This window comes from Bacillus sp. A015 (genome assembly GCF_053851875.1).
In genome coordinates, this window is the sequence record NZ_JBSPZB010000004.1 from 149,345 (window position 1) to 170,712 (window position 21,368).

At 43.0% G+C, this 21,368-nt stretch carries 22 protein-coding genes and 2 pseudogenes; 5 read left to right on the forward strand and 19 right to left on the reverse strand.

Going from position 1 to position 21,368, the window contains the following annotated elements; all coding sequences use genetic code 11:
• Window positions 1-2 precede the first annotated feature (2 nt).
• Together ACSLGF_RS05280 and yutH are read right to left on the reverse strand one after the other, a co-directional pair.
• Complete coding sequence (locus ACSLGF_RS05280; RefSeq protein ID WP_456003130.1) at window positions 3-971, reverse strand: 2-hydroxyacid dehydrogenase; 969 nt, start codon at window positions 969-971, stop codon at window positions 3-5.
• 74 nt (window positions 972-1,045) lie between these two features.
• The gene (gene yutH / locus ACSLGF_RS05285; RefSeq protein WP_456003132.1) at window positions 1,046-2,086 is read right to left on the reverse strand and encodes a spore coat putative kinase YutH; all 1,041 of its coding nucleotides are present in this window, start codon (window positions 2,084-2,086) and stop codon (window positions 1,046-1,048) included.
• Between the two features lie 115 nt (window positions 2,087-2,201).
• Here yutH and ACSLGF_RS05290 point away from each other — a divergent pair, with 115 nt between their 5' ends.
• A complete protein-coding gene (locus ACSLGF_RS05290; protein ID WP_456003134.1) occupies window positions 2,202-2,702 on the forward strand; it encodes a phosphatidylglycerophosphatase A family protein in 501 nt (166 codons plus the stop codon).
• Between the two features lie 46 nt (window positions 2,703-2,748).
• On the opposite strand, the gene ACSLGF_RS05295 is transcribed toward ACSLGF_RS05290, so the two are convergent.
• The 3 genes from ACSLGF_RS05295 to ACSLGF_RS05305 are packed head-to-tail and all read right to left on the reverse strand — an operon-like array spanning window position 2,749 to window position 4,264.
• The gene (locus tag ACSLGF_RS05295; protein ID WP_230030878.1) at window positions 2,749-3,516 is read right to left on the reverse strand and encodes a TIGR01457 family HAD-type hydrolase; all 768 of its coding nucleotides are present in this window, start codon (window positions 3,514-3,516) and stop codon (window positions 2,749-2,751) included.
• Window positions 3,517-3,534: 18 nt separating this feature from the next.
• Window positions 3,535-3,969: a DUF86 domain-containing protein gene (locus ACSLGF_RS05300; RefSeq protein ID WP_456003136.1), complete on the reverse strand. Its 435-nt coding sequence runs from the start codon at window positions 3,967-3,969 to the stop codon at window positions 3,535-3,537.
• A 19-nt stretch (window positions 3,970-3,988) separates the two neighbouring features.
• The gene (locus tag ACSLGF_RS05305; RefSeq protein ID WP_099727043.1) at window positions 3,989-4,264 is read right to left on the reverse strand and encodes a YutD family protein; all 276 of its coding nucleotides are present in this window, start codon (window positions 4,262-4,264) and stop codon (window positions 3,989-3,991) included.
• 120 nt (window positions 4,265-4,384) lie between these two features.
• Here ACSLGF_RS05305 and ACSLGF_RS05310 point away from each other — a divergent pair, with 120 nt between their 5' ends.
• Entirely contained in the window at window positions 4,385-5,020 is a 636-nt protein-coding gene (locus ACSLGF_RS05310; protein WP_456003138.1) for a YhcN/YlaJ family sporulation lipoprotein, read from the forward strand.
• Between the two features lie 39 nt (window positions 5,021-5,059).
• On the opposite strand, the gene lipA is transcribed toward ACSLGF_RS05310, so the two are convergent.
• The gene (gene lipA / locus ACSLGF_RS05315; RefSeq protein WP_456003140.1) at window positions 5,060-5,956 is read right to left on the reverse strand and encodes a lipoyl synthase; all 897 of its coding nucleotides are present in this window, start codon (window positions 5,954-5,956) and stop codon (window positions 5,060-5,062) included.
• Between the two features lie 324 nt (window positions 5,957-6,280).
• Here lipA and ACSLGF_RS05320 point away from each other — a divergent pair, with 324 nt between their 5' ends.
• Window positions 6,281-7,228, forward strand: a complete 948-nt coding sequence (locus tag ACSLGF_RS05320; RefSeq protein ID WP_456003280.1) for a M23 family metallopeptidase — start codon at window positions 6,281-6,283, stop codon at window positions 7,226-7,228.
• Between the two features lie 28 nt (window positions 7,229-7,256).
• Here ACSLGF_RS05320 and yunB read toward each other — a convergent pair whose 3' ends face one another.
• The 4 genes from yunB to ACSLGF_RS05340 form a co-directional block, all read right to left on the reverse strand.
• A complete protein-coding gene (gene yunB, locus ACSLGF_RS05325) occupies window positions 7,257-8,021 on the reverse strand; it encodes a sporulation protein YunB (protein WP_456003282.1) in 765 nt (254 codons plus the stop codon).
• Window positions 8,022-8,096: 75 nt separating this feature from the next.
• A complete protein-coding gene (locus tag ACSLGF_RS05330; RefSeq protein ID WP_099681807.1) occupies window positions 8,097-8,402 on the reverse strand; it encodes a YunC family protein in 306 nt (101 codons plus the stop codon).
• A gap of 67 nt (window positions 8,403-8,469) precedes the next feature.
• Window positions 8,470-9,843 carry a bifunctional metallophosphatase/5'-nucleotidase gene (locus ACSLGF_RS05335; RefSeq protein ID WP_456003142.1) on the reverse strand — a complete coding sequence of 458 codons (1,374 nt, stop codon included), beginning with the start codon at window positions 9,841-9,843 and terminating at the stop codon, window positions 8,470-8,472.
• A gap of 63 nt (window positions 9,844-9,906) precedes the next feature.
• On the reverse strand, window positions 9,907-10,758 hold the full coding sequence (locus ACSLGF_RS05340; protein WP_456003144.1) for a DUF72 domain-containing protein: 852 nt from the start codon (window positions 10,756-10,758) through the stop codon (window positions 9,907-9,909).
• Window positions 10,759-11,119: 361 nt separating this feature from the next.
• Here ACSLGF_RS05340 and ACSLGF_RS05345 point away from each other — a divergent pair.
• A pseudogene (locus ACSLGF_RS05345) lies at window positions 11,120-11,296 on the forward strand (NPP1 family protein); the annotation flags it as partial.
• Between the two features lie 521 nt (window positions 11,297-11,817).
• On the opposite strand, the gene ACSLGF_RS05350 reads toward ACSLGF_RS05345, so the two are convergent.
• Both ACSLGF_RS05350 and ACSLGF_RS05355 read right to left on the reverse strand, forming a co-directional pair.
• Entirely contained in the window at window positions 11,818-13,017 is a 1,200-nt protein-coding gene (locus ACSLGF_RS05350) for an MFS transporter (RefSeq protein WP_456003146.1), read from the reverse strand.
• Between the two features lie 97 nt (window positions 13,018-13,114).
• Window positions 13,115-13,435, reverse strand: a pseudogene (locus ACSLGF_RS05355) (hypothetical protein); the annotation flags it as partial.
• Window positions 13,436-13,583: 148 nt separating this feature from the next.
• On the opposite strand from ACSLGF_RS05355, the gene ACSLGF_RS05360 reads away from it, so the two are divergent.
• The gene (locus ACSLGF_RS05360; protein ID WP_456003148.1) at window positions 13,584-14,462 is read left to right on the forward strand and encodes an endonuclease I family protein; all 879 of its coding nucleotides are present in this window, start codon (window positions 13,584-13,586) and stop codon (window positions 14,460-14,462) included.
• Between the two features lie 15 nt (window positions 14,463-14,477).
• On the opposite strand, the gene ACSLGF_RS05365 is transcribed toward ACSLGF_RS05360, so the two are convergent.
• From ACSLGF_RS05365 to ACSLGF_RS05395, 7 genes are all read right to left on the reverse strand, one after another.
• Complete coding sequence (locus ACSLGF_RS05365; RefSeq protein ID WP_456003149.1) at window positions 14,478-15,221, reverse strand: IucA/IucC family C-terminal-domain containing protein; 744 nt, start codon at window positions 15,219-15,221, stop codon at window positions 14,478-14,480.
• A 21-nt stretch (window positions 15,222-15,242) separates the two neighbouring features.
• Window positions 15,243-16,280 carry a FecCD family ABC transporter permease gene (locus ACSLGF_RS05370; protein WP_456003150.1) on the reverse strand — a complete coding sequence of 346 codons (1,038 nt, stop codon included), beginning with the start codon at window positions 16,278-16,280 and terminating at the stop codon, window positions 15,243-15,245.
• Entirely contained in the window at window positions 16,273-17,289 is a 1,017-nt protein-coding gene (locus ACSLGF_RS05375) for a FecCD family ABC transporter permease (protein ID WP_456003151.1), read from the reverse strand. Before ACSLGF_RS05375 ends, ACSLGF_RS05370 begins: the two co-directional genes overlap by 8 nt.
• Before the next feature lie 72 nt (window positions 17,290-17,361).
• Window positions 17,362-18,318 (reverse strand): ABC transporter substrate-binding protein, encoded by a 957-nt coding sequence (locus ACSLGF_RS05380; protein WP_456003152.1) that lies wholly within the window; start codon window positions 18,316-18,318, stop codon window positions 17,362-17,364.
• Between the two features lie 486 nt (window positions 18,319-18,804).
• Window positions 18,805-19,233 (reverse strand): phosphate-starvation-inducible protein PsiE, encoded by a 429-nt coding sequence (psiE, locus tag ACSLGF_RS05385; protein ID WP_456003153.1) that lies wholly within the window; start codon window positions 19,231-19,233, stop codon window positions 18,805-18,807.
• 37 nt (window positions 19,234-19,270) lie between these two features.
• Complete coding sequence (locus ACSLGF_RS05390; protein WP_456003154.1) at window positions 19,271-20,578, reverse strand: HAMP domain-containing sensor histidine kinase; 1,308 nt, start codon at window positions 20,576-20,578, stop codon at window positions 19,271-19,273.
• A complete protein-coding gene (locus ACSLGF_RS05395) occupies window positions 20,565-21,260 on the reverse strand; it encodes a response regulator transcription factor (protein ID WP_456003155.1) in 696 nt (231 codons plus the stop codon). The genes ACSLGF_RS05390 and ACSLGF_RS05395 overlap by 14 nt, the downstream gene beginning before the upstream one ends.
• Between the last annotated feature and the right edge of the window lie 108 nt (window positions 21,261-21,368).

Sequence of the window (21,368 nt, forward strand, 5' to 3'; positions counted from 1 at the left end):
ATTTATGGATGAACCGGCGTTTTGGCCTGCTGATCTTGTAAGACAAGCGCGATATTTTCCGCACATAAATGCATCATCGTTTTTCTCGTTTCAACACTTGCGCTTCCGATATGAGGAAGAACCGTCACGTTAGGTAATGTCGTTAACGGATGAGCCGGGCTGACAGGTTCCTGTTTAAATACATCCAGACCTGCTCCTGCAATTTTTCCTGTTGTGACAGCCTCATATAAAGCATCCTCATCCACTGTCTGCCCTCTTGATACGTTGATAAAGTAAGCCGTGTTCTTCATCTGATCAAATGCTTTCTCATTAAACATTTCTTTCGTTTCCGGAGTTAAAGGGGTCAGACAGACGATGAAATCAGACTGCGTGAGCAGTTCATCAAAGGTGGCATAGGTCACACCTAGCTGCGCTTCTGCCTCTGGCTTTCTTGAACGGTTATGGTAAAGCACCTTCATATCAAAGCCCGCTGCCCGCTTGGCAAGTGCTGTTCCAATACTGCCCATTCCGACAATTCCAAGGGTTTTGTGATGAACATCGGCGCCGGCAAGAAGAAGCGGTCCCCAGCCTGTCCATTTTCCTTCCTTAATCCAATCACTCGCCTCCACAATCCGTCTAGCTGATGCCATCAGCAGGGCAAAGGCTAAATCAGCTGTGGATTCTGTTAATACGTCTGGTGTATTACACACTGTGATACCATGTTTTTTAGCTGCTTCAAGATCAATATTGTCATAGCCAACAGCAAGGTTCGCCACCACTTTTACATTCGGGGCATTTGATAAAAGTGCCTCGTCCACTTGATCTGACAGCATCGTGAGAAGCCCATCAGCCTTAGCAGATTGTTTTTCTAACTCTTCTCTTGGACATGGCTCATCCTCGCTCGGCCACATCTCAATATGAGCGACTTCTTTTAATGGTGTAAGTGATGTTTCATCTAGCTTTCTTGTGATATAGACATAAGGTTTCGTCAAGAAGAACACTCCTTTTGTTGATTTCTTTAAGCATAACGAAAAACGCCTCAAGAGAAAAGAGACGTTTCGTGTGTTTACTGAAACTTCAAATCAGCGGATGGTTGAATCCATCCAACAGCCGGAATGAGGCTCCCGCCGCTTCGCATGGCACTCATCTCTTGAAAGACCTTCAGAAAGTATTCATAGCGATTGGCATCATTTAAGACGTAATCTAACCGCTCTTCATAATATGATTTTTCATTTTCTCCAGACATGTAGTAGCCTTCCACAATTTCAAAATAATGAAGCGGGAACAAAAGGCGGCTGTATAACAATCGCTTTGAAAAGGATGAAAGGGGTGTCACCTGCTCATATTGCTGCAGAAAGGAAAATCCTTCTTCAATTAAATCTTCCTTATGCTGTACAAAGGTTTCTCTTAAGTATTCGGCAATGTCCCGGGTTGGATGATCAAAGACCCAATCAACAGGTAAACGAAGCGGCTGCTCATGCGGCCATGTCTTACGTGAAAAGCGCTGATGACAAACAGTACCTGAGTCACATTCTTTCGGTTCATCATCAAGCTCTGTATCAACTAAATATTGAATGGCATTTTCCGTTAACCCAAGATAATACGGAAAGGATTCAATGAATTTTTTTTCAAATCGTTCAAGCGGTTTTTGATGCATTTGCTGCATCCAAAAGCCTTCAAGCTGATCTAACCGTTTTGCCCATAATTCCTTCCAGGCTCCCACCCGTTTTGTTTCAGATACCTCATAAGGAAACCCTCTTCCCCTTACATGAAAGGCCGCCAGCTCTGACGCATGCTGAAACGAGCGGCTTGTGACCGGCGGTGCTGCCTTTAATAAGGCGTACAGTTCCTTTCCATGAGTAAAGGTCGGTTTCTCTTCATTCGTTAATTCAAACACAGCGACGTATAGGTCACCGTCATTCAGTAAATACTGACTGATATGATAAAGCTCTGTGAGTTCTTCTTCTCGCAAATGAGACACAGGAACAATGAGGAAGAGAGCCTTCGCCGTTTGAAAGCTCTGATAGCTGCCATATGGCATAAATTGACGAACATCAATACCAAATGTGTGATAAATGGTTTCTTTCATATTTTCACCTGCGTTCATATGATCAGTCTCTTATCATATCGTAGTCGCAGGTTGAGGGATTTATGAATACAATTTACTATCCGAAGCTTTTTAACACGTTGTGGACAAATTACGAGAATTGGGTGAGGAATACATGCCGCATCATCATGAGATGAACGAAGTAGAAAAAACAGCAAGACGACGTTTACAAGAGCGAGGCGTAACCATTCAAGATATAGCAGACCTTGTCTACTTTTTACAGGAAAAGTATCATCCTCGCTTAGACATGACAGAGTGCATCCACAATGTGGAGCGTGTCATCGCAAAACGTGAAGTCCAAAATGCGATATTAACAGGCGTCGAACTAGACGTACTGACTGAGCAAAAAAAGCTGACCGAGCCGCTGCAATCGATTCTTGAAACAGACGAAAGCCTGTATGGCGTCGATGAAATTTTGTCCTTTGCCATCGTCAATATTTATGGATCGATCGGCTTTACGAATTACGGATATATCGATAAAGAAAAACCAGGAATCCTTGGAAAACTGAACGATAAATCCACAGGCGAGTGCCATACTTTTTTAGATGACATTGTCGGCGCCATTGCTGCGGCAGCATCAAGCAGGCTGGCACATAGTTCGAGAAATGCGGAATAAACCAAAAAAGAGGACGCGCGCGTAACGCTTGTCCTCTTTTTTATGATCATCGCTCGATCCACTCGGATAAAGAATCAATGACATAGGTTGGCTGTTTGTCATACTGCTGAAGCAGCTCTTTTGTTGTCACGCCTGTATGAACGAGCAATGTATCCATTCCTGCATTCATCCCTGCCATAATATCGGTATCATAGTTATCACCGACCATGAGCGTCTCAGACACATCTGTCCCGAGCACCCGCATGGCTTGTTCCATGATGATCGATTCTGGCTTTCCAATAAACGTTGGCTGGACCGTTGTGGTGACTGTCAGCACAGACGTTAACGAGCCGTTCCCTGGTAAAAGCCCTCTTTCTGTTGGAATGGCAATATCGCCATTTGTTGAGACAAATTGTGCTCCTTGACGAATGGCAATAGCACCTACTGCTAATTTTTCATAAGTAATGCCTCGATCAATTCCAACAACGACGAAATCAGCGTCTTCCTGACCAAACGTCAGCCCTTTTTCTTCAATGGCCTGCCTGATTCCTTCTTCGCCGATGACGTAAACAGACGCATCTTTCTTTTGTTCCGCAATATAGTTTGCCGTCGCCATACTTGTTGTAAAGACTTGTTCTTCCGTTGCTGGAATATCGAAAGAAACAAGTTTTTCCGCTACCTGCTTCGGGGTGCGTGAAGAGTTATTTGTGACAAACAAATAAGGGATGTTCAACTCATTTAACTTTTGAACAAATTGACCCGCCTCTTCAATCTTTTCTGTTCCTTTATACATCGTCCCGTCTAAATCAATTAAATAGCCTTTGTATTTCATGATGCTCACAACTCCAATGGTTTATTTAAACGCTGATACTGGTCCAAGCTCCTGCTCCAAATAGGTACGGATTCTGTTTGGAAATACTTGAAGCGCCTGTTCTACCTCACTGATCACCTGCAATAAGTCGTGATGATCCACTTCCTGATATTGCTGAACAAGCGTTTTGCGGCACGAGACAAGCTTTTTCAGCTGCCTGCCTTCCTCTTCTGGTACGACTTTTTCGTCGACAAGAATATCCATGATGTCATCATAGCTTCCTGGATCACGCATAATAAAGCCATCAATCATGTCATTCCCCGTATCAAGAATACATTCGACGAGCAGATGAACGATTCGTTCCAGCGCTTTTTTCTCTAGAGGACTTGTCCATGTTTGATGACTGCGCATCAAATCATATTGCTCCTCGAAAAAACGTAATGTCTCTTCAATCTTCTTTCTGTCTACGAAATACATCATGACGCTCCCCTTTGCGTTATTTTCTCATTCGTTTTAAGACAAAATAGGCACAGCCAAAATTACAGTATTCATAAATGTATTCATCGAGTGTGCTGATTTTTGTATCAAATGTGGCCTTTTGGTTTTGGTCATCAAAGAACCCTTTCAGCCTAAGCTGATTGTAGCCCCAATCTCCCACAATATAATCATACTTATTTAAAATATCTGAGTACCTTGCTTTAAACGCTTCCTCATCAAAGCCGTCTTTGATATCTCTCACAAGATCAAAGGTAGCATTCTGAATAACGATCATCTTCTCACCTCTTTTTAAACGATCCATCTTTAATGATAATTCATTGGAAGAACTCCATCAATTGCTAAAGCATGTTTTTTCCGTTTTAGCCGAAGCTAAAGAAAAAAGGAGGTCACATTTATGATGAAACAACTGACAGCCACTATTCTCCTCTGCATGCTTTTAGGCGGATGCGGCTTTCAATCAGGTATGAACAGGCAGGTGGATGAGGATTCTTCAAGTAAAACCATCCGGCTGTCTGATCGTCATGAAGGAAATAATTCCAACATGCCAAAAGCAGACACAAACAGAGCAGGATATGTTCGTTATCAGCGGCAGCAAGTAACGGATCAGAAAGAAAAGACACCTGCTTTAAATCGTGAGCACCTTGCCCACGTCATTACAAGTTTAGCTGTGCAGCTGCCAAACATCAAAGATGCAGCGACTCTTGTCACAGATGAGGATGCACTGATTGTGTATCGAACAGGAAACAAAAACCGAGATGAATCAGCCGATCAAGTGAAGAAAACGGCGGTTTCTGTTCTCCCTCGTTATTATCATGTATACGTCTCTGATAATCCAGAGCACTTTCAATCCATTGCCAATTTTTCACGTCTTCAAACCAATTCACGTGATTTTGATCAAATTTTAACAAAAACAATTCAACAAATGAAATATTCCCCTCAAGGTGGAGTTATTTCAAATCAAGAAGATGCAAATGGTATGACAAATTCCGACCGCACCATGAGAAGAAACGCCCCTTACGGCCAAAATTAATACGAGAAAAAACGCCAGAGAGCTCTGGCGTTTTCTTTGTTATGCTTGCGCCTGACGCTTTTTAGACGCTTCGTTTACTTGTTCGTCTGCATGATAAGAAGAGCGGACAAGCGGCCCAGCTTCACAATGGCTAAAGCCTTTTGACATTGCAATTTCCTTCAGCTCTGCAAACTCATCTGGATGGTAGTATTTTTGAACTTTCAAATGCTTTTTCGAAGGCTGTAAATACTGACCAATCGCCATGATGTCGACGTGACTGGCAAGAAGATCATCCATGACTTCAATGATTTCTTCCTTCGTTTCACCGAGTCCAATCATAATGCTTGATTTCGTTGGAATGTCAGGCTGCATTTCTTTTGCACGACGCAAGAATTCTAATGAACGATCATATGTCGCACGTGCACGAACCCTTGGTGTTAATCTGCGTACTGTTTCGATATTGTGATTTAAAATGTCAGGGCGTGTATCCATCAATGTCTTCAAATTATCATAATTGCCACCCATGTCTGAAGGGAGAACTTCAATTGTCGTGAATGGACTTTTTCTTCTAATAGCACGCACTGTTTCAGCAAAAACGCCTGCTCCGCCATCTTTTTGGTCATCCCTTGCAACCGCTGTTATAACGGCGTGCTTTAAGTTCATCAAAGCCACTGAATCTGCAACGCGTTCCGGTTCTTGCAGGTCAAGCTCAGTTGGAAGTCCAGTTTTCACCGCACAGAAACGGCATGCGCGCGTACAAACAGAACCAAGGATCATAAATGTAGCGGTTCTTCTAACTGCCCAGCATTCATGAATATTCGGACATTTCGCTTCCTCACAAACGGTATTCAGGTTGTTTTCCCGCATCATTTTTTTCAAACCGGTATAGTTTTCATTCGTATTCAGCTTAATTTTAAGCCAGTCCGGTTTTCTTACGTGCTCTTCCTTCTTTGCCAATTCCATCATCTCCATATGAATTCGTTAAAGGTGCATATACAAAAATCTTCCTGCTATATACGATGGATGCAGCCAGCAGCTGCAAAAAATTGAATCTTCGGCCTAAAGCCTTTTCTTTAGACACTTTAACATAGTACAGATTGAACAACAAGGGAATGGGCTGCAAAAAAACCAAAAGCCTCCTAAAACAACAGAAGAAAATTACTAACATTTTCTTCTTATGAAATACAGCGATCTAACCACACTAAACGGTAGAAGATGATGCTCGAAGAAAGGAGATGGACGTTTGTGAAAGTGGTTTTAGCCATCATCATCGCTCTTTCAATGATACCTTTACCTATTCATGCAGAAGGGGCGAGCAAGCAGCCAGATGAGTTGAAGCAGCGAATGGCACTATACGAAAAAGTCGCCATCACGACACAGGTTCCATGGTATGTACTTGCTGCGGTTGATCAGTATGAACACAATATTCGAAAAAGCAGAAAAGATTTACCGAAACAAAAAGGCATCATTGGCATCTACATTCCCCGGGAAATGTGGATCGGACCAGAAAACCCGAATAAGCAGGATACCTCCCCCTTAAGCATTAAAGTGTTTGACGGCATTGGGCTTGATGGAAATGGGGATGGTAAAGCTGAAATCGATAACGATGAAGATGTACTGTTCACGTTTGCTCAATACTTGCTTCACTACGGCAGCAGCATCGACCAATTAAAAATTGCCTTATGGGACTATTATGGACGTGATCAAACCGTTGGAATCATTTCATCTTTTATGAAGCTCTATAAGCACTACGGCCATCTTGACCTCGGAAAGCATGCGTTTCCTCTTCCGGTCGGAGCTGACTACAGCTACAGGAGTACATGGGGTGATGCGAGAGGCTTTGGAGGGAGAAGAATCCATGAGGGCACTGATTTATTTGCCCATTATGGTCTTCCCGTTCGTGCGACATCATATGGCATTATTGAAATGAAAGGCTGGAACCGCTTTGGCGGCTGGCGGATAGGCATACGAGATATTCACAATCACTATCATTATTTCGCTCACTTAAATGGCTTTGCAAAAGGGCTAAAGACTGGCCAAATTGTTGAGCCTGGACAGGTCATTGGGTCTGTCGGAAGCTCCGGTTACGGCCCTCCCGGCACAGCTGGAAAGTTTCCACCACACCTTCACTATGGTATGTATAAGGACAACGGACGAACTGAATGGTCTTTTGATCCATATCCTCACCTGCGAGCGTGGGAAAGAGCCGAGCGGAAAAGCAAATCATAACAAACAGCCCAATTCTTTCATTGGGCTGTTAATCTTCTTTCTCCTTTTTCTCTGGCAAAACAATCGATGGAGCACCGGAATTCGTCCCGCTGCCATTATAATAATCTGGAACATCTCCTTGAACGGCTTGTATGGATACAGGAACAGAATTTTTGACGACGATGGTTTCAGATGCAAACGGAATGATGACTCTCACCTTCACCTCGATCAGAACACTAATATCAATCAAGGCATTGTTAATGCCATAGGGTTTAATGTTTTTTTCAACGTCCGTATGCGGATCACCAATGGCACTAAATCGTACAGGCACTTTTGGTCCTAGGTTTGCGATCAGTGCATTTCCGGACGCTTGCCCAAGTGGAATATTGTATATAATGCCGTCATGGCCATCCGTTTGATCTTTTAATACCTCTTTCGCTTCCTTTTGAAAATTCCCCTTTTCAATGTCCTCTAAATTTTTTTGAAGGTGACGTGACAGGTCAGCCATTGCTTTCGATGTTGCTTGCGCATTGAAATCAATGGTCGTTACTTTTCCGTTCTCACTTGTATTCATGACCACCATATCTTTCATATTCTCTTGATCGTCTGCAAAATCTTGAACAGAATATTGAATGAGATGATTGGCGATTCGCTCTGTTTCTAGTTCAGCAATGTGAATCAGGGTTGGTTTAATAGAACGGTTAATGAAGAATAGACTAATGACAGTTGAGAGCACAAAAAATAATATGGCAAGCAGCATGACGTAACGAAACGGCAAAGGGCCCTTTTTGTAGGGGCGATAACGGCGGTTCATTCTCAATAAAAAATCCCCCCTTCTCCATTACAAGTGTATGCAGACAGGCGGGGGGATAGGAATCATCTCTCTATTTTATTTCACCATTTTTAATAATGCGTCTCTTCCGATTGTTCCAGCTTGAATCCCTAGCGCTTCTGCGGCGTATGTCACAGATTCTAAAGGCGCATCCAGCAGCTGGTCAATGGTTCTCACACCAACCGCTCTTCCTGCGATGATTCCTCTATCTGCAAGCTTTTCATTTAAGAGCCCGACATCAAGTGCACCGCACATAATATAACCATGCTCGTTTGTCACTGCCATAAAATTGGTCTTCGGCAGTTTGACGGTGACGGCTGTAAAGGAATGGCCATCAATTGTAATCGGTGTTAAATTCACCAAATCCCTTCACTCCCTTCATCACAATCTATGTGAAGAGAGGGCGAGTGTTGTTAGGCTGAAGCGGATTTCATCTTGCTTCCTTCAAGCGCCAGCTCAGCACATCACGTAAAAATTCCGGCATGAAATAGTCAATATGTTCATGATCACGTATATGAGGGAACAGGGAGCCGAGTGTATACATATCTACTGTGCCAATCGTATATGAATCAGCCTCTTCGATCAATTGACCATGGACAAAGACTTCCTTCACCCGTTTGTTTTCGCCTTCTTCTAATGTATAGGTGAGTCCGCTGTATAGCATTTTCCCCATCAACTCACCTCTAAAGCCGAAGCCTTTGATGCGCAGCTGTTCCATTTTTTCTTCACATGCCCGCTGAACGGTTTCTAGCAGCTGTTTACCGGTAAGCGTCACCCGAATTGGATTAATTGGATGCGGGCATATTCGGTGGATCTCTTCTCTTGTCACGACCCCAGCCTCTAATGAATCAAGCACCATGCCTGCATTCATCATGCCGATATCTGCCCCGCACCAATCTTTAATGGCATCTGTTAACAGCTGGGGAAGCGGAGAATCATCAAACCACTTCGTTTCAAGTTTCGTCTCGATCGATGTCACTTTTTCCTGCATCAGTGATTTTGCTCTTCTTTCAGCTTGCTGTAAGGTCGTGATGGCTTCATCCGATTCACTAATGAGCTGATCCACTGATTGCACTGTCGCTTTTTTCTTTATGAGCTCGTTGCGAGTTGTGTCAATGGTCAGCTCTACACAGCCAATGTAATGCCCATACTTTTCAGCACATGCAAGCAGCACACCATTGTCCATCTCACCATGTTCTAAAAGATGATGCGTGTGTGAGCCTAAGATGATGTCAATTTCGGGAAAATCATGGGCTACCTCCCGATCATGGATGATACCAAGATGGGAAAGGAGCACAATAACATCAGCCTGTCCCTTCACTTCTTGCAGCATGTCCCGTATGCTGTCAAACGGGTCTGTAATGTCCCAGCCCAGCTTTTCATATACAGGTGTATAAGCAATCGTTACCCCTAAGAGGCATATCTTCAGTCCATTTTTCATTGTGATCATATGATAAGGCTTTGCCCACGATGGTCTTTTGCCTTTCTCAAATAAATTAGACAAAATCACTGGAAATTGAGCCTCTTTGTATAATTGATCCAGTTGATCATGAGGCAGCGTAATGCCCTCATTATTCCCAATCGTGACCCCATCATAGCCGAGCTGATTGAGGAGCTTGACGTTTACCTTTCCATAATCAGCTTCTGACACTAGGTTCACTCGGTCCATATGGTCGCCAATATCAAACAAAAGCATCTGATCGTGAACTTGACGCTTTTCTTCAATATAAGCGGCGATTTTTGGCCAGTTCTCAAAGTGGCTGTGCAAGTCGTTTGTATGATATAACCATAGCTTCTGCAGCATGTTGATCTCTCCCTCAAGTTGTCACTGAACCGTCTCATTCAGGTTGAAAGCCGCAGCTCTCATTTAACTAAATAAATCTAACTGCTTCGGGGCTAAGCTTGAATAGGTAATATCCAGCAAATCAATCATTTGCTGGCCATTCGCCGCTGCATCTCCGCCGGAGTTATTATTAAACACGACATATACATCTTTCGATTGCTGATGCAGGATGTCGAGATTCTTTTTCCATTCCTTTAATTCAGCTTCATTATATAAATATAAGTAACGCACTTCTCGCCAATTCTCATGGTCTGCCGGGTGAAGCCAGCCCTGTTTATTTCTTCCGTGAAAACGGACTAATGTTTTATCACGGTGTGTGGCTTGTATGACTGGCGGAATGGACCCTTCTCCGACTTGTGGTTCATCACAGACGGAATGAATCCACCCTTCTTTCTCCATAAAGGACAAGGTTTGCTCATAAAATTCGTTTGAAAACCATGTCCGGTTTCGGAATTCGAGGGCACACGGAATGTCACCCATCTTTTCCTTACACCATCTTAAATATTGGACATGCTCTTTTTTACAATCAAACCATGGTGGAAATTGAAACAGGACCATGGCCAGTTTCCCTTCTCGAATGAGCGGAGTCAATGAGAGGATAAAAGCGTCAAACATTTCTTCCTTCGAAGCAAAAGGAATCTCGCCTCTTTGATGTCCGGTCATTCCTTGGTATGCTTTCACGACAAATTGAAAGGTGTCCGGTGTGTCCTTTATCCACTTTTCATGATTGCGCTCAGGCTGAACAGCATAAAAGCTTGCATCCAGTTCCACAATAGGGAACGTTGACGCGTAGTGAAACAGCTTTTGAGAGCTTCCTATTTTCGGCGGGTAAAGACTGTCATGATCCCCCCAGCCAGTTAATCCGATATAAATCATGTATCTCACCTCTTGCCACTTATGGGTATAGGCGGCTTTCCCACATCAAAGCCTTTGTCTCTTGGGATACCCATATTTCTGAAAGAAATTCTTCTGTCTACAACATATCACATTTGCCCGTAATTCTGAATGAAGATGACTGTTGGCACGCGATTGTGTCCTGTCCACCCTGTTTGCTTGTGATATTAGTTGACAACTTCCTATGTAAAATGATTTTAGCTGATAACATAATGCATATCAGAGATGTTAACAGCGCTTGTCCATTTTTTTATTCCTCTTCACCAACAGCTTTGGCTCTCAATAAAGGAGATGGAGTGGATATGAACATGAGATAATCCTTCTCCAGGCTTTGGTCATCGTCATGATTGATAACCCGGCTGTTGCCAACCCGCATGTACATTCTATTGCCTATTCTGGTCATGGAAAGTATAAAAACGTAACACCGAGTGCGGCAAGTATTTTAGGGACAAATCCATTGGTAGGTTATGATAGCAACTGGCCATTGAATCACGAGTTAAACGTAAGCGGCAATGTGAGCGGAAAAGGGATGCAGCCTTTAATTGGGTGGGATGATTTGACGCCTGCTGCAAGACACGCAAATATCTGCGAACCGATCACTTTTAAAAATTTCTAGAAACCAAAGGCTCGTTTGGCCGATATTTTGTATCAATTCTGGGCTTGTCATCATTGTGTGCGAGGTGTAGAGAATGCGTCCATATTTCAGCCGCATGAACTGCTGGTGGCACTGCTGCACTAAACATGGTGACGACAAAAAATATAATGAAAAAATAAACTTTTTCATTCTCTCAATCCCCTTTTGTCTTGATTTTTCAGTTACCTCATGCTGTCGAGATTGATATTACCATTGTGGAAAATACCAACCAACTTTTTACACAAAATGTATAATTCAGTATTTCATTAACAACTTTTTAAAGGTTAAAAAGATCTAAATCTATTGTTTTCCTCTCCTCTAATTTTCACCCTAGATAACATGTATACTATTTCTAGTTGGAATTTTTCTAAATAGACTTTGTTCATTAAAAAAAGACTGTAGATCAACTACAATCTTCTTGGCATCGCGTGAGTATGCTCTACTTTTTTCGCCCATACGATAGACGCTATGAAACTGGCGCAAAGCACAAGTGTCCCAAACATAAAAGGAAGCTCAATATTCACATCAAATAAAATTCCCGCAAGGCTTGGTCCGACGATGTTGGCAAGACTCATAAAGGATGTATTGAGACCGCCTGCTAACCCTTGCTGATTCCCCGCCATCTTGGACAGCAATGTATTGAGGGCTGGACGAACAAAAGAGGTAGCCGACAAAAATAAAATCGAACCTGTAAAAATCAACCAAAAAGACGGCGCAAAACGGCAGGCGATCAGCATGACAGCTGCACCTAGCAGCGCATAACGCACGACACGCATCTCACCAAATCGTTTCACACAGATATTCACTAACGCACCTTGGACAAGTACTCCGGCAAGTCCGGCCACCGTAATCACAAATGCAATATCCTTCGGTGTAAATCCGTGTTTTTGGTCTACATATAAACCGAAAATCGATTCAAAATGAATGATCCCAAAATTGAGGACAAAGGCCAATATAAACAAAAAGCCATAGGATGTCTTTAAAGCTTGAATCATCTGCACAAAAGGATTGAAATGAATGTCTTTGTTCAACCGCGCTTCTTCCTGCTTTTCCTTTGTTAGTGTTTCAGGTAAAAACAGGATGGATAACAGGGTAGATAGTGCTGCAAAAGAACCTGCGATGAGAAAAGGAAAAGCGATCCCGAACTCAACCAAATATCCGCCTACGCCCGGTCCAATGACAAAACCTAGTGTCATCGCTGCACTAAATAAGCCCATCCCTTTCCCCCGGTCCTTTTCACTTGTAATATCAGCGATGTATGCAAACATGGCCGGCATCAGCAAAGCTCCTGCAGCCCCGCCTAAAAACCGAGACACAAACAGCATCCAAAGCTGATCGGCAAACGCAAAAATAAATTGGGCAATGGTAAAGCCAGCAATCCCGGCAATAATCAATTTTCTCCGTCCAAATCGATCGGTCAGTACGCCGGCGATCGGTGATAACGCAAATTGTGTCAGACCCGTTGCAGCAACGAGAAAACCAAGTGTTTTTCCTGTTGCCCCAAAGGCTTCAATGTAACTCGGCATGACAGGAACAATGAGGCCAAAGCCAAGCATGGCAATAAAAATATTGAGCATCAAAATATATAATCTGCCCATTTTCTTCATATCAAAAAACCTCTTTCTGCAAAATAAATGAAAATGCTGACAAAAATGATAAGAACTTCTCCAGTATAGCGATACCGCCGCCTATAAGTCTAGTTTTTCAAAAATTAGTGTTCTTTTCCAAATAAAAAATACCCGCAGATTGCGAGTATGAGAAATCACTTTTTTCAGCTTGTTCATAGATAGAAAGAGCCGCCTGTAGCCCAGCTCCGCATGTAATGGCCGCGCCGTATTTGATCAACATCGCTTCAAGTCCCGCTAAAACAAACAGAACATTTTCCTTTCGGCAGCTATAGCCCATTGTGCCGATTCTCCATATAGGCCCCGCAAGCGGTCCAAATGAACTCGCAATTTCAATCCCAAAATGATGGAGCAGATCGGCACGTACCGCTTCGCCATCAATACCATTTGGAATCAGAACATAAGCCCACTTATACAGCAATGCTTCTAAAATAGCAATCTCTTTTCCCACGAATTGATTACATAAAATTTACGATAAATCCATTTATTTCTTCATGACAATATGATAGAAATAAAGAGAATACATTCTCTATCAAGGAGGAAATAGAATGAAAAAAACATTATTTGGAACTGTGGCCGCCGGGATCATGATTTTCGGCACGCTAGCCACTCCGCTGCCTCCAGCTGCGAATGCTCAAGGCTTCTCTCTAAATGAACCGAGCCAAACGATCACCTTTTCCCCGTTACAGCTTCAAAACGAAACATCTGCACAACAAGCGCAAATAAACGCCACAAGCCAAATCAATTCCTATTATCAATCTGCTAATGGCAAATCAGGACCCGCTCTTAAGAAAGCTTTACACGATATGATCGATGATCATACGCAGCTATCCTACAGTGAGGTATGGAATGCATTAAAGAAAACGGATGAAGATCCAAATCAGCCAAACAATGTTCTTTTACTCTATAGCGGAGTCTCCCGCTCAAAGCAAGCGAGTGGTGGAAATGTCGGCCAGTGGAATCGAGAGCATGTGTGGGCAAAGTCTCATGGCAATTTTGGGACAAGCCAAGGACCTGGGACAGATCTCCATCACCTTCGTGCGACAGATGTGCAAACGAATAGCACACGCGGAAATTTAGATTTCGACATGGGCGGAAATGAATACAAAGGAGCGCCTGGCAACTTCTACGATAGCGACTCCTTCGAACCTCACAGCCGGGTCAAAGGGGATGTGGCGAGAATGCTCTTTTATATGGCGGTTCGATACGAAGGCGATGACCGCTTTCCAGATTTAGAATTGAACAACAATGTGAATAATGGAAGCGCCCCTCTTCACGGCAAAATGTCCGTGCTTTTGAAATGGCACAAGCAAGATCCAGTCGATCAAATCGAACGGAATCGCAACGAGATTATTTATCAAACATATCAGCACAACCGCAACCCTTTCATCGATCACCCTGAATGGGCAAGCGCGATTTGGGAATAAAACGAAAAGGCACTGCTACGAGCAAGCAGTGCCTTTCTTTTTTTCAAGCGGACAGACGAGACAATAATCGAGACTCTCCGATTTTTTCTCAAGCTGATAATACATACAGCAAGTCTTCCGGTTGGATGTTTCAAGTAAACGGTCATCTAAGTTTAAGCTGTGCTGAAATGGATTTTGTTGAGCTCCAAATACATCCCCAGCCGCTTGCTTCAGAAAAAGGTAATCCTCCTGAACGCGCTGTTTCACCGCAGGCTCTTCTACTTCCCGTATCATGCTGCGGTAAAGAGAGTTGATACGAACCGCTATATTCTCCCACAAAATAGAATATGGAAGTCGCGATGTGCGGTTCAGCACGTCTAAAAGAGGTGTGACACACTCCGTAAACAGCGTGCGCACGACCTGCACTCTCCATTCATGACGATCTCCTTCTAGTTGAACAAATGAACATAGCGTTTCATCAAGCGCGATTTTCCGATCCTCTCTAAATGCACAGGCCGACGGTGGAAATTGATAGATGCCATCATACAACGTCATCAAGTACAAAGAGGAACTGACAGCTAAGTATGCATAGCGCTTTGAAAACATAGAGGCTGCCACCGCTAGATTTGGTGCGTGCATGGCTGTCTTTTCAGCTTCCAATAAACGCATGACGGATTCTTCTGAAAAAAGTGCACCAAGTGTGCGATCAGACGTGATTGGTCCATTTGTGATGTGTACCCCGAAATCAAGTAATTCTCTCTCAACCCACTCTGGCCTCATATCAAAACCCCCATCTTTCGTTTATCGATTTCGCTGTTGATATAACAAATAAATAAAGAATGGTGCACCAATTGCCGCCGTGAATACACCTGCTGGTACATCTAACGGTAGAAAAGCAGTTCTGGCAACAAGATCTGCCAGCATCACTAGAATACCTCCAACAAGCGCAGAAGCTGGGACAAGCGCAATGAAGGAACGGCCGATGATCATTCTAGCGACATGCGGCGCCATGAGTCCGACAAATTCAATACCGCCTGCAAATGCCACCGCAATACCAGCTAATGTCACACTCATCAGCAAGAAGAATAACCGCTTGGCCTGTACCTTTACCCCAAGACCTGTTGCAAGATCATCCCCAAGCTCCTTCACATTCATCGTTCTTGCTAACACCATGACGATCGGTAAAATGATCATCACCCAAGGAAGCATCGAGGTGACGTCCTTCATCGTAGAACCATATAAACTGCCCGTCAGCCATATGTATGACTTTGTCGTCGTCATCGTATCACTGAGAACAAGCGTAAACGTCACACACGCCTTCATAATGGCGGAAATACCGATTCCCATCAGGACAAGTGTGATAGGTTTGACCCCTTTTTTCCATGAAAGCAAATAGATCAGGCACGATACCACAAAAGCACCTGCAATTGCCCACAATGACTGATAAGCAATTGGCACGGTGCCCATCCAAAAGACGATGAACATAATCGCACCAAACGAAGCACCACTCGTAATTCCAATAATATCAGGCGATGCAAGCGGATTTCGAATTAATCCTTGTAAAATGAGTCCTGATACCGCTAGTGCCGCTCCAACTAAGACAGCAAGCAGCGTTCTTGGGATTCTCAGCGTATTTAATACAAAGGTATTTCCCTCTCCCTGCCCGATTAAATGAAGCAGCACATCCATCGGCTGAATGAATCGGCTGCCCATACAGAGACTAAGAATAAATAAGCCAAAGGCAATGGCCGTCAATAAAAGTAAAATGAGAAAAGTCCGCTTTGAAAATTGAAATGAAATGCGTCCACCCTTTGAACGCACTGTATATGTTTTAGCCACCTGTCTTCAACCCCTTGCGCACGAGATAAACAAATAGAGGCGCTCCTGCTACCGCCGTCATGACACCAATCGGCACTTCCTGCGGCATGATCAGAAAACGAGCCGCAAGATCTGCGACAAGTAAAAGCGACGCCCCCACGACGGCACAATACGGCAGTACCCAGCGGTGGTCAGGTCCGACAAGCTTTTTCACAATATGCGGCACAATAAAACCAACAAAACCAATCGAGCCTGCAACAGCGACGGAACCTCCTGCTAAAAATACGACCAGCACCCCCATCGTGATTTTCAGCAGCAGCGTACGCTGACCGAGCCCTTTGGCAATATCATCTCCCGACAAAAGAACATTAATCGAACGCCCAAGAAGCAGTGCAACAACAGTAGCGCCTACAATATAAGGTAAAACAGGAAGCAACATATCAATACTTCTTCCTGACACTGAACCAGCCATCCAAAAAAGGATACTTTGAATCGACTGTTCATTCACGATTAAAAGACCTTGAGTAAAGGATGCAAACAGTGCGGATATGGCAGCACCTGCGAGCACAATTTTAACCGGCGTCAGTCCATCTCTCCCAATGGAGCCCAATAGAAAAACGAGCATCCCTGCAATCGCAGCGCCTAAAAAGGCTGTCCACATATAGCCTGTTAACGACTCTGTTGAAAAGAAAACAATCGAAATAACGATAAAAAATAGTCCACCCGCATTAATTCCTAATAAATCAGGCGCAGCAAGCGGATTTCTCGTCAATGCCTGCATCAGTGCACCTGAAATGGCTAGACTTGATCCAACGACCGCTGCAATTAAAGCTCTTGATAATCTGGATGTCATGACAATGACACTGTTTGGATCCGATTCATCAAAATGAAGAAAAGCATGGATGGTGGCTTTGAGGGAAATCGAGGTTTGCCCAAGGGAAATACTGAGCATAAAAAAGACCAACATCAATACGATGAATCCAGCAAATAGCAGTGCCTTACTCGAATCCTTTTTTAATAAACTTCTCATCTGATTCCCGCTTTCAATCTGTTATGGAAAAAGGAGAAAATGATGTTTTCACATTTTCTCCTCTGGTATGTCTTATTTATCAATTCCTAGACGATCGTAAATATCATCAAGCATCATGTTCGCAGCAATGATACCGCCTGCCATGTTCCAAGTGATTTCATCGACTTTATGCACTTGTTTTGCTTTCACTGCGTCAAGCTGCTTCCATAAAGGATGACTTGTCCACTCTTTATATGCTTTTTCAACCGCCTGATCCTGATCATCCATGAAGTAGTAGATCACATCCGCATTCATTTGTGGAATGCTCTCTTTGTCTGTTAGCGTCACGATATCTTGCTTTTTATCTTTGATATTCTTAGGACCTTCAAAGCCAAGCTCTGTTAAAATCGACCCTGCGAAACCAGTTTGATAGATTCTTGCATGATCTGCACGGAAGTTGACAACTGCCACATTCATTGGCCAGTTTTTGATGTCTTTTTTCGCCTTTTCTTTGAAGTCAGCGACACGATCATCCCACTTCGTTAGCAATTCTTTCGATTTGTCTTGCTGATTTAACGCTTCGCCCATCAATTTCACTGTATCTTTAAATGTGAACACTGTTTCTGTTGCAACAGTTGGAGCGATTTCTTGCAGCTGATCAAAAATTTGCTCGTGGCGAACTTTTGATGCAATGATCAAATCTGGTTTTAGCTTTTCAATTTCCTCTAAATTTGGCTGCGTTTCCTGCCCAACAATTTTGACATCCTTTAAATCATCTCTTAAATATTTATAAGTAGGTGTTTCAAGCCATGATTCTACAACACCAACTGGTTTAATGCCCATAGCGACTGCTGCATCAGTTGCTCCTTGGTACAGTGTAACAATACGCTTTGGCTTCTCCTTAATATTATCAGTTGAACCAATAGCGCTTTCAACGGTTCTTGTTTTCTCTTTACTATCTGACTTGCCTTCACTGCTATTATTCCCGCAAGCCGCAAGTAAAACGATGGAGAGCACAACTAACAACGACCAAAAAGATTTTCTGAACATGTACCTCACCTATCCATTCTATATGTAGTCATATCATTTGATAACGATTCTCATTATCACAATTTGATTTTATCATAGAAAAGGATGGTGTCAATGTAAATTTTTAAGAAAAAGGGAGAGTGTTGACTAGTTGTTCTTATTAATTGGAATGATTGGTCTCTCTTCGTTCCTCTAGATAATCATTTACATTGAATTCCTTTTTCGTAAGAACGAGCAGCCGTTCTACTAAAAAGCTTTGAATACTTCGCATACGATCGACCCCTGTTAATAGAATAGTGACGATGATGTCTATGAAAAGAAAGGCTTTACTTTTTCTAAAGCAAACCATAAGAAAACGTGAATCAAGTCAGCGCCCTTAAATCCTCCATCATATTGCACACCTCTCCATTAATATTAGGTAATAGACAGTTGATGACTTATTGTTCATGATCAGACTTTCTCTATCAACATAAAAAAAGACGAACGGTCATCGTTCGTCTTCTTCCCTCATTTCATATCCTCATGCTCTTGAGCAGAATGTCTTTTATTGGCGATAAAGAGTGCACACGTCATGGCTAGAATGGTCAGCGCCCACCAGAACGTCGATACAGCCTCTTCATGATCGATGATGATCAAACGGATGACGGCTGTGATTCCAATATAAATAAAATAGCGAAGCGGAAAATGAAAGTTTGATTTAAAGTACTTAATAATTAAGGCAATAAACTCAAAGTACATAAAGAAGATCAGCAGCTCACCAAGCATTTCATAATAGCTATCCCCTTTGTTGACCACATTCTTGTAGACGAATTGGACAATATACCAAGTTTCACTAATTAAGAGTACGCTTAATGCAATGGCCAGAAAGAATAGACAGATATTCAGAAGACCTTGCAAGAGATCGGGTACCTTTTGGAAGTTGTTGAATCGTTTCATTAGATTGTCTCTCCATTCCATGTTATTCATTTGTCGTCTATATTTTGATGTGCCAAAATCGCAGCACGATGTAGTAAACAGCGTTCTTTTCCATCCGTTCAAACTGCCCGTGCATGCGGGACATCATTCGTTTCATGCTTCGTTCACCAAGTCCAGTGCTTTCCTGTGTGCCGTTTGTCTCTTTTATCGCATTGCTCACATGAATCTCAAAGACTTCTTGATCGGATAAAAACGTGAAATTGATGTCTTTTTTCGGATCGGCGTATTTCAGTATGTTGGACATCAGATTATCAAACACTCGGCCAAGTTCCTCGACATTCACGTTAATATAGCTGTCAGGCAGCTCTCCTAAAAGATGAACCTTGAATGTCTCTTGCTGCAAGATCGCCACTTGATCTGATAAGAGATCATAAATCACCTCTTTGACTGCAACGGTCTCAAGCTCAGATTCATGTTCTTTATCAAGCAGAAAATAGGCAAACAAATTGTCAGACAGATTTTTCAATTGCAATGCTTTACCATACGCATTGGTGATATATTGATCTTTGCGGGTATCCGCTCCAGCCTCCTCTTTTTTCGCAAACTCCAGATTCATCATCAGCGACGTCAGCGGTGTCCGCATATCATGAGACATTTCGGTGACCAAGCTGCGGCTCTCTTCTTGCAGCTCGTCGATGGCTTGAAGCTTGTCCAGAAAAGCTTTACGAAGATCCTCAATACTTTTGGCAATCATGGCTAATTCATCATGCCCTTTTACTGTCATCTCATAGTCCAGCTCGCCGCCTTCAAGAATATGAATTTCTTGGTGAATCGTTTGCAGGTAGCGTAAACTTTTGCGAATGCCAAGAAGAACAATGATGAGAAAAATAAGCGTCGCCCCGAGCAGCTCGAGTGTGAAGGCAAGATCGTGATATCGAGATGAGTAGAAGCCGTCCACCATGACGCGGCCTTTACCGTCGCTAAACTGCACCGGATACGAATGATGCTCAGCGTACTGGGTCATCTTTTCTTTTCCGTACGCCGATTCATCGGCAGCGGAATAAATAGAATCATATTGCAGCACTTGATCCTTGAAGATGGTGAGATTAATGTAATTTTCTTTTTTCACCCACTCACCAAACGCTTTTCGATTCGTTGAAGACAGCTCATTCTCTGACACGTAGCGGCTGAATTTTTGAATGTACTTGGCTGACTCCTCCTGGTAATACTCATCCGAACTCAAATAACCATCGATCAGATCATTGGTGATCTTTTGCAGTGTCAAAAAGACAATCCCACTCACGACCGCAGCTGTCAAAATCAGCAGTGCCAGCTTTTTGGCTAGCGTATATTTACGATGTGCCAAACCGATATCCTCTCCCCCATTCCGTTTTAATATACACGGGACGAGCCGGGTCATCTTCAATTTTGGCACGCAGCTTTCGAATATGCACCATTACCGTATTGTTGGAACAATAAAAATAAGGCTGTCCCCACACACTTTCATAAATATTTTGGGCAGAAAATATTTTGTTTCGCCTGCTCATGAGCAGCTTCAATATACGATATTCCAGATCGGACAACTTGATTTGCTGACTTTCTTTCCACACTTCGTTAAATTCTTCGCTCACCCTCAGCTTGCCCCCAACGAGAAAGGTCTCTTCCTGTTCCTTCTTTTCCTGATAGATTGTATATCTGCGTAATTGAGCAATCACTCTAGCATGAAGCTCCTCTTCTGAGAAGGGCTTTGTCATATAATCATCCCCGCCGGCGAGTAATCCTTCGGTTTTATCGAATGTACTCGATCTGGCTGTTAGGAATAGAATCGGGACGTTAGAGGATGTTCTGATGTGCTGGCACGTTTCAATGCCTGAAAGGCCGGGCATCATCATATCCAAAATCACCAAATCGAGCGAATCGTTCACAAGCTGCAATGCTTGCTCTCCATCCATGGCTCTTAACACTTCATATCCTGCGCGTGTAAGGGATTCCTGCAAAAGGTCCCCAATATCCTGATCATCTTCTACGACTAATATTTGATGGGTCATGTCTCTCTCACCTCATGAAATGTGATGCTCTTTCTTTTATGTCTTTACTATATATCATCTAGCTATGTGAAAAGATACAGCATAAACCTTAACAGTTTATGAATTTGA

Bases quoted from the DNA above. Each gene is read 5' to 3' on its own strand.
- yutH (WP_456003132.1), bottom strand. From the start codon at position 2,086: ATGAACGCAGGTGAAAATATGAAAGAAACCATTTATCACACATTTGGT.
- ACSLGF_RS05290 (WP_456003134.1), top strand. From the start codon at position 2,202: ATGCCGCATCATCATGAGATGAACGAAGTAGAAAAAACAGCAAGACGA.
- ACSLGF_RS05300 (WP_456003136.1), bottom strand. From the start codon at position 3,969: ATGTATTTCGTAGACAGAAAGAAGATTGAAGAGACATTACGTTTTTTC.
- ACSLGF_RS05305 (WP_099727043.1), bottom strand. From the start codon at position 4,264: ATGATCGTTATTCAGAATGCTACCTTTGATCTTGTGAGAGATATCAAA.
- ACSLGF_RS05310 (WP_456003138.1), top strand. From the start codon at position 4,385: ATGATGAAACAACTGACAGCCACTATTCTCCTCTGCATGCTTTTAGGC.
- ACSLGF_RS05320 (WP_456003280.1), top strand. From the start codon at position 6,281: ATGATACCTTTACCTATTCATGCAGAAGGGGCGAGCAAGCAGCCAGAT.
- yunB (WP_456003282.1), bottom strand. From the start codon at position 8,021: ATGAACCGCCGTTATCGCCCCTACAAAAAGGGCCCTTTGCCGTTTCGT.
- ACSLGF_RS05335 (WP_456003142.1), bottom strand. From the start codon at position 9,843: ATGCTGCAGAAGCTATGGTTATATCATACAAACGACTTGCACAGCCAC.
- ACSLGF_RS05340 (WP_456003144.1), bottom strand. From the start codon at position 10,758: ATGATTTATATCGGATTAACTGGCTGGGGGGATCATGACAGTCTTTAC.
- ACSLGF_RS05350 (WP_456003146.1), bottom strand. From the start codon at position 13,017: ATGAAGAAAATGGGCAGATTATATATTTTGATGCTCAATATTTTTATT.
- ACSLGF_RS05360 (WP_456003148.1), top strand. From the start codon at position 13,584: ATGAAAAAAACATTATTTGGAACTGTGGCCGCCGGGATCATGATTTTC.
- ACSLGF_RS05365 (WP_456003149.1), bottom strand. From the start codon at position 15,221: ATGAGGCCAGAGTGGGTTGAGAGAGAATTACTTGATTTCGGGGTACAC.
- ACSLGF_RS05375 (WP_456003151.1), bottom strand. From the start codon at position 17,289: ATGAGAAGTTTATTAAAAAAGGATTCGAGTAAGGCACTGCTATTTGCT.
- ACSLGF_RS05380 (WP_456003152.1), bottom strand. From the start codon at position 18,318: ATGTTCAGAAAATCTTTTTGGTCGTTGTTAGTTGTGCTCTCCATCGTT.
- psiE (WP_456003153.1), bottom strand. From the start codon at position 19,233: ATGAAACGATTCAACAACTTCCAAAAGGTACCCGATCTCTTGCAAGGT.
- ACSLGF_RS05395 (WP_456003155.1), bottom strand. From the start codon at position 21,260: ATGACCCATCAAATATTAGTCGTAGAAGATGATCAGGATATTGGGGAC.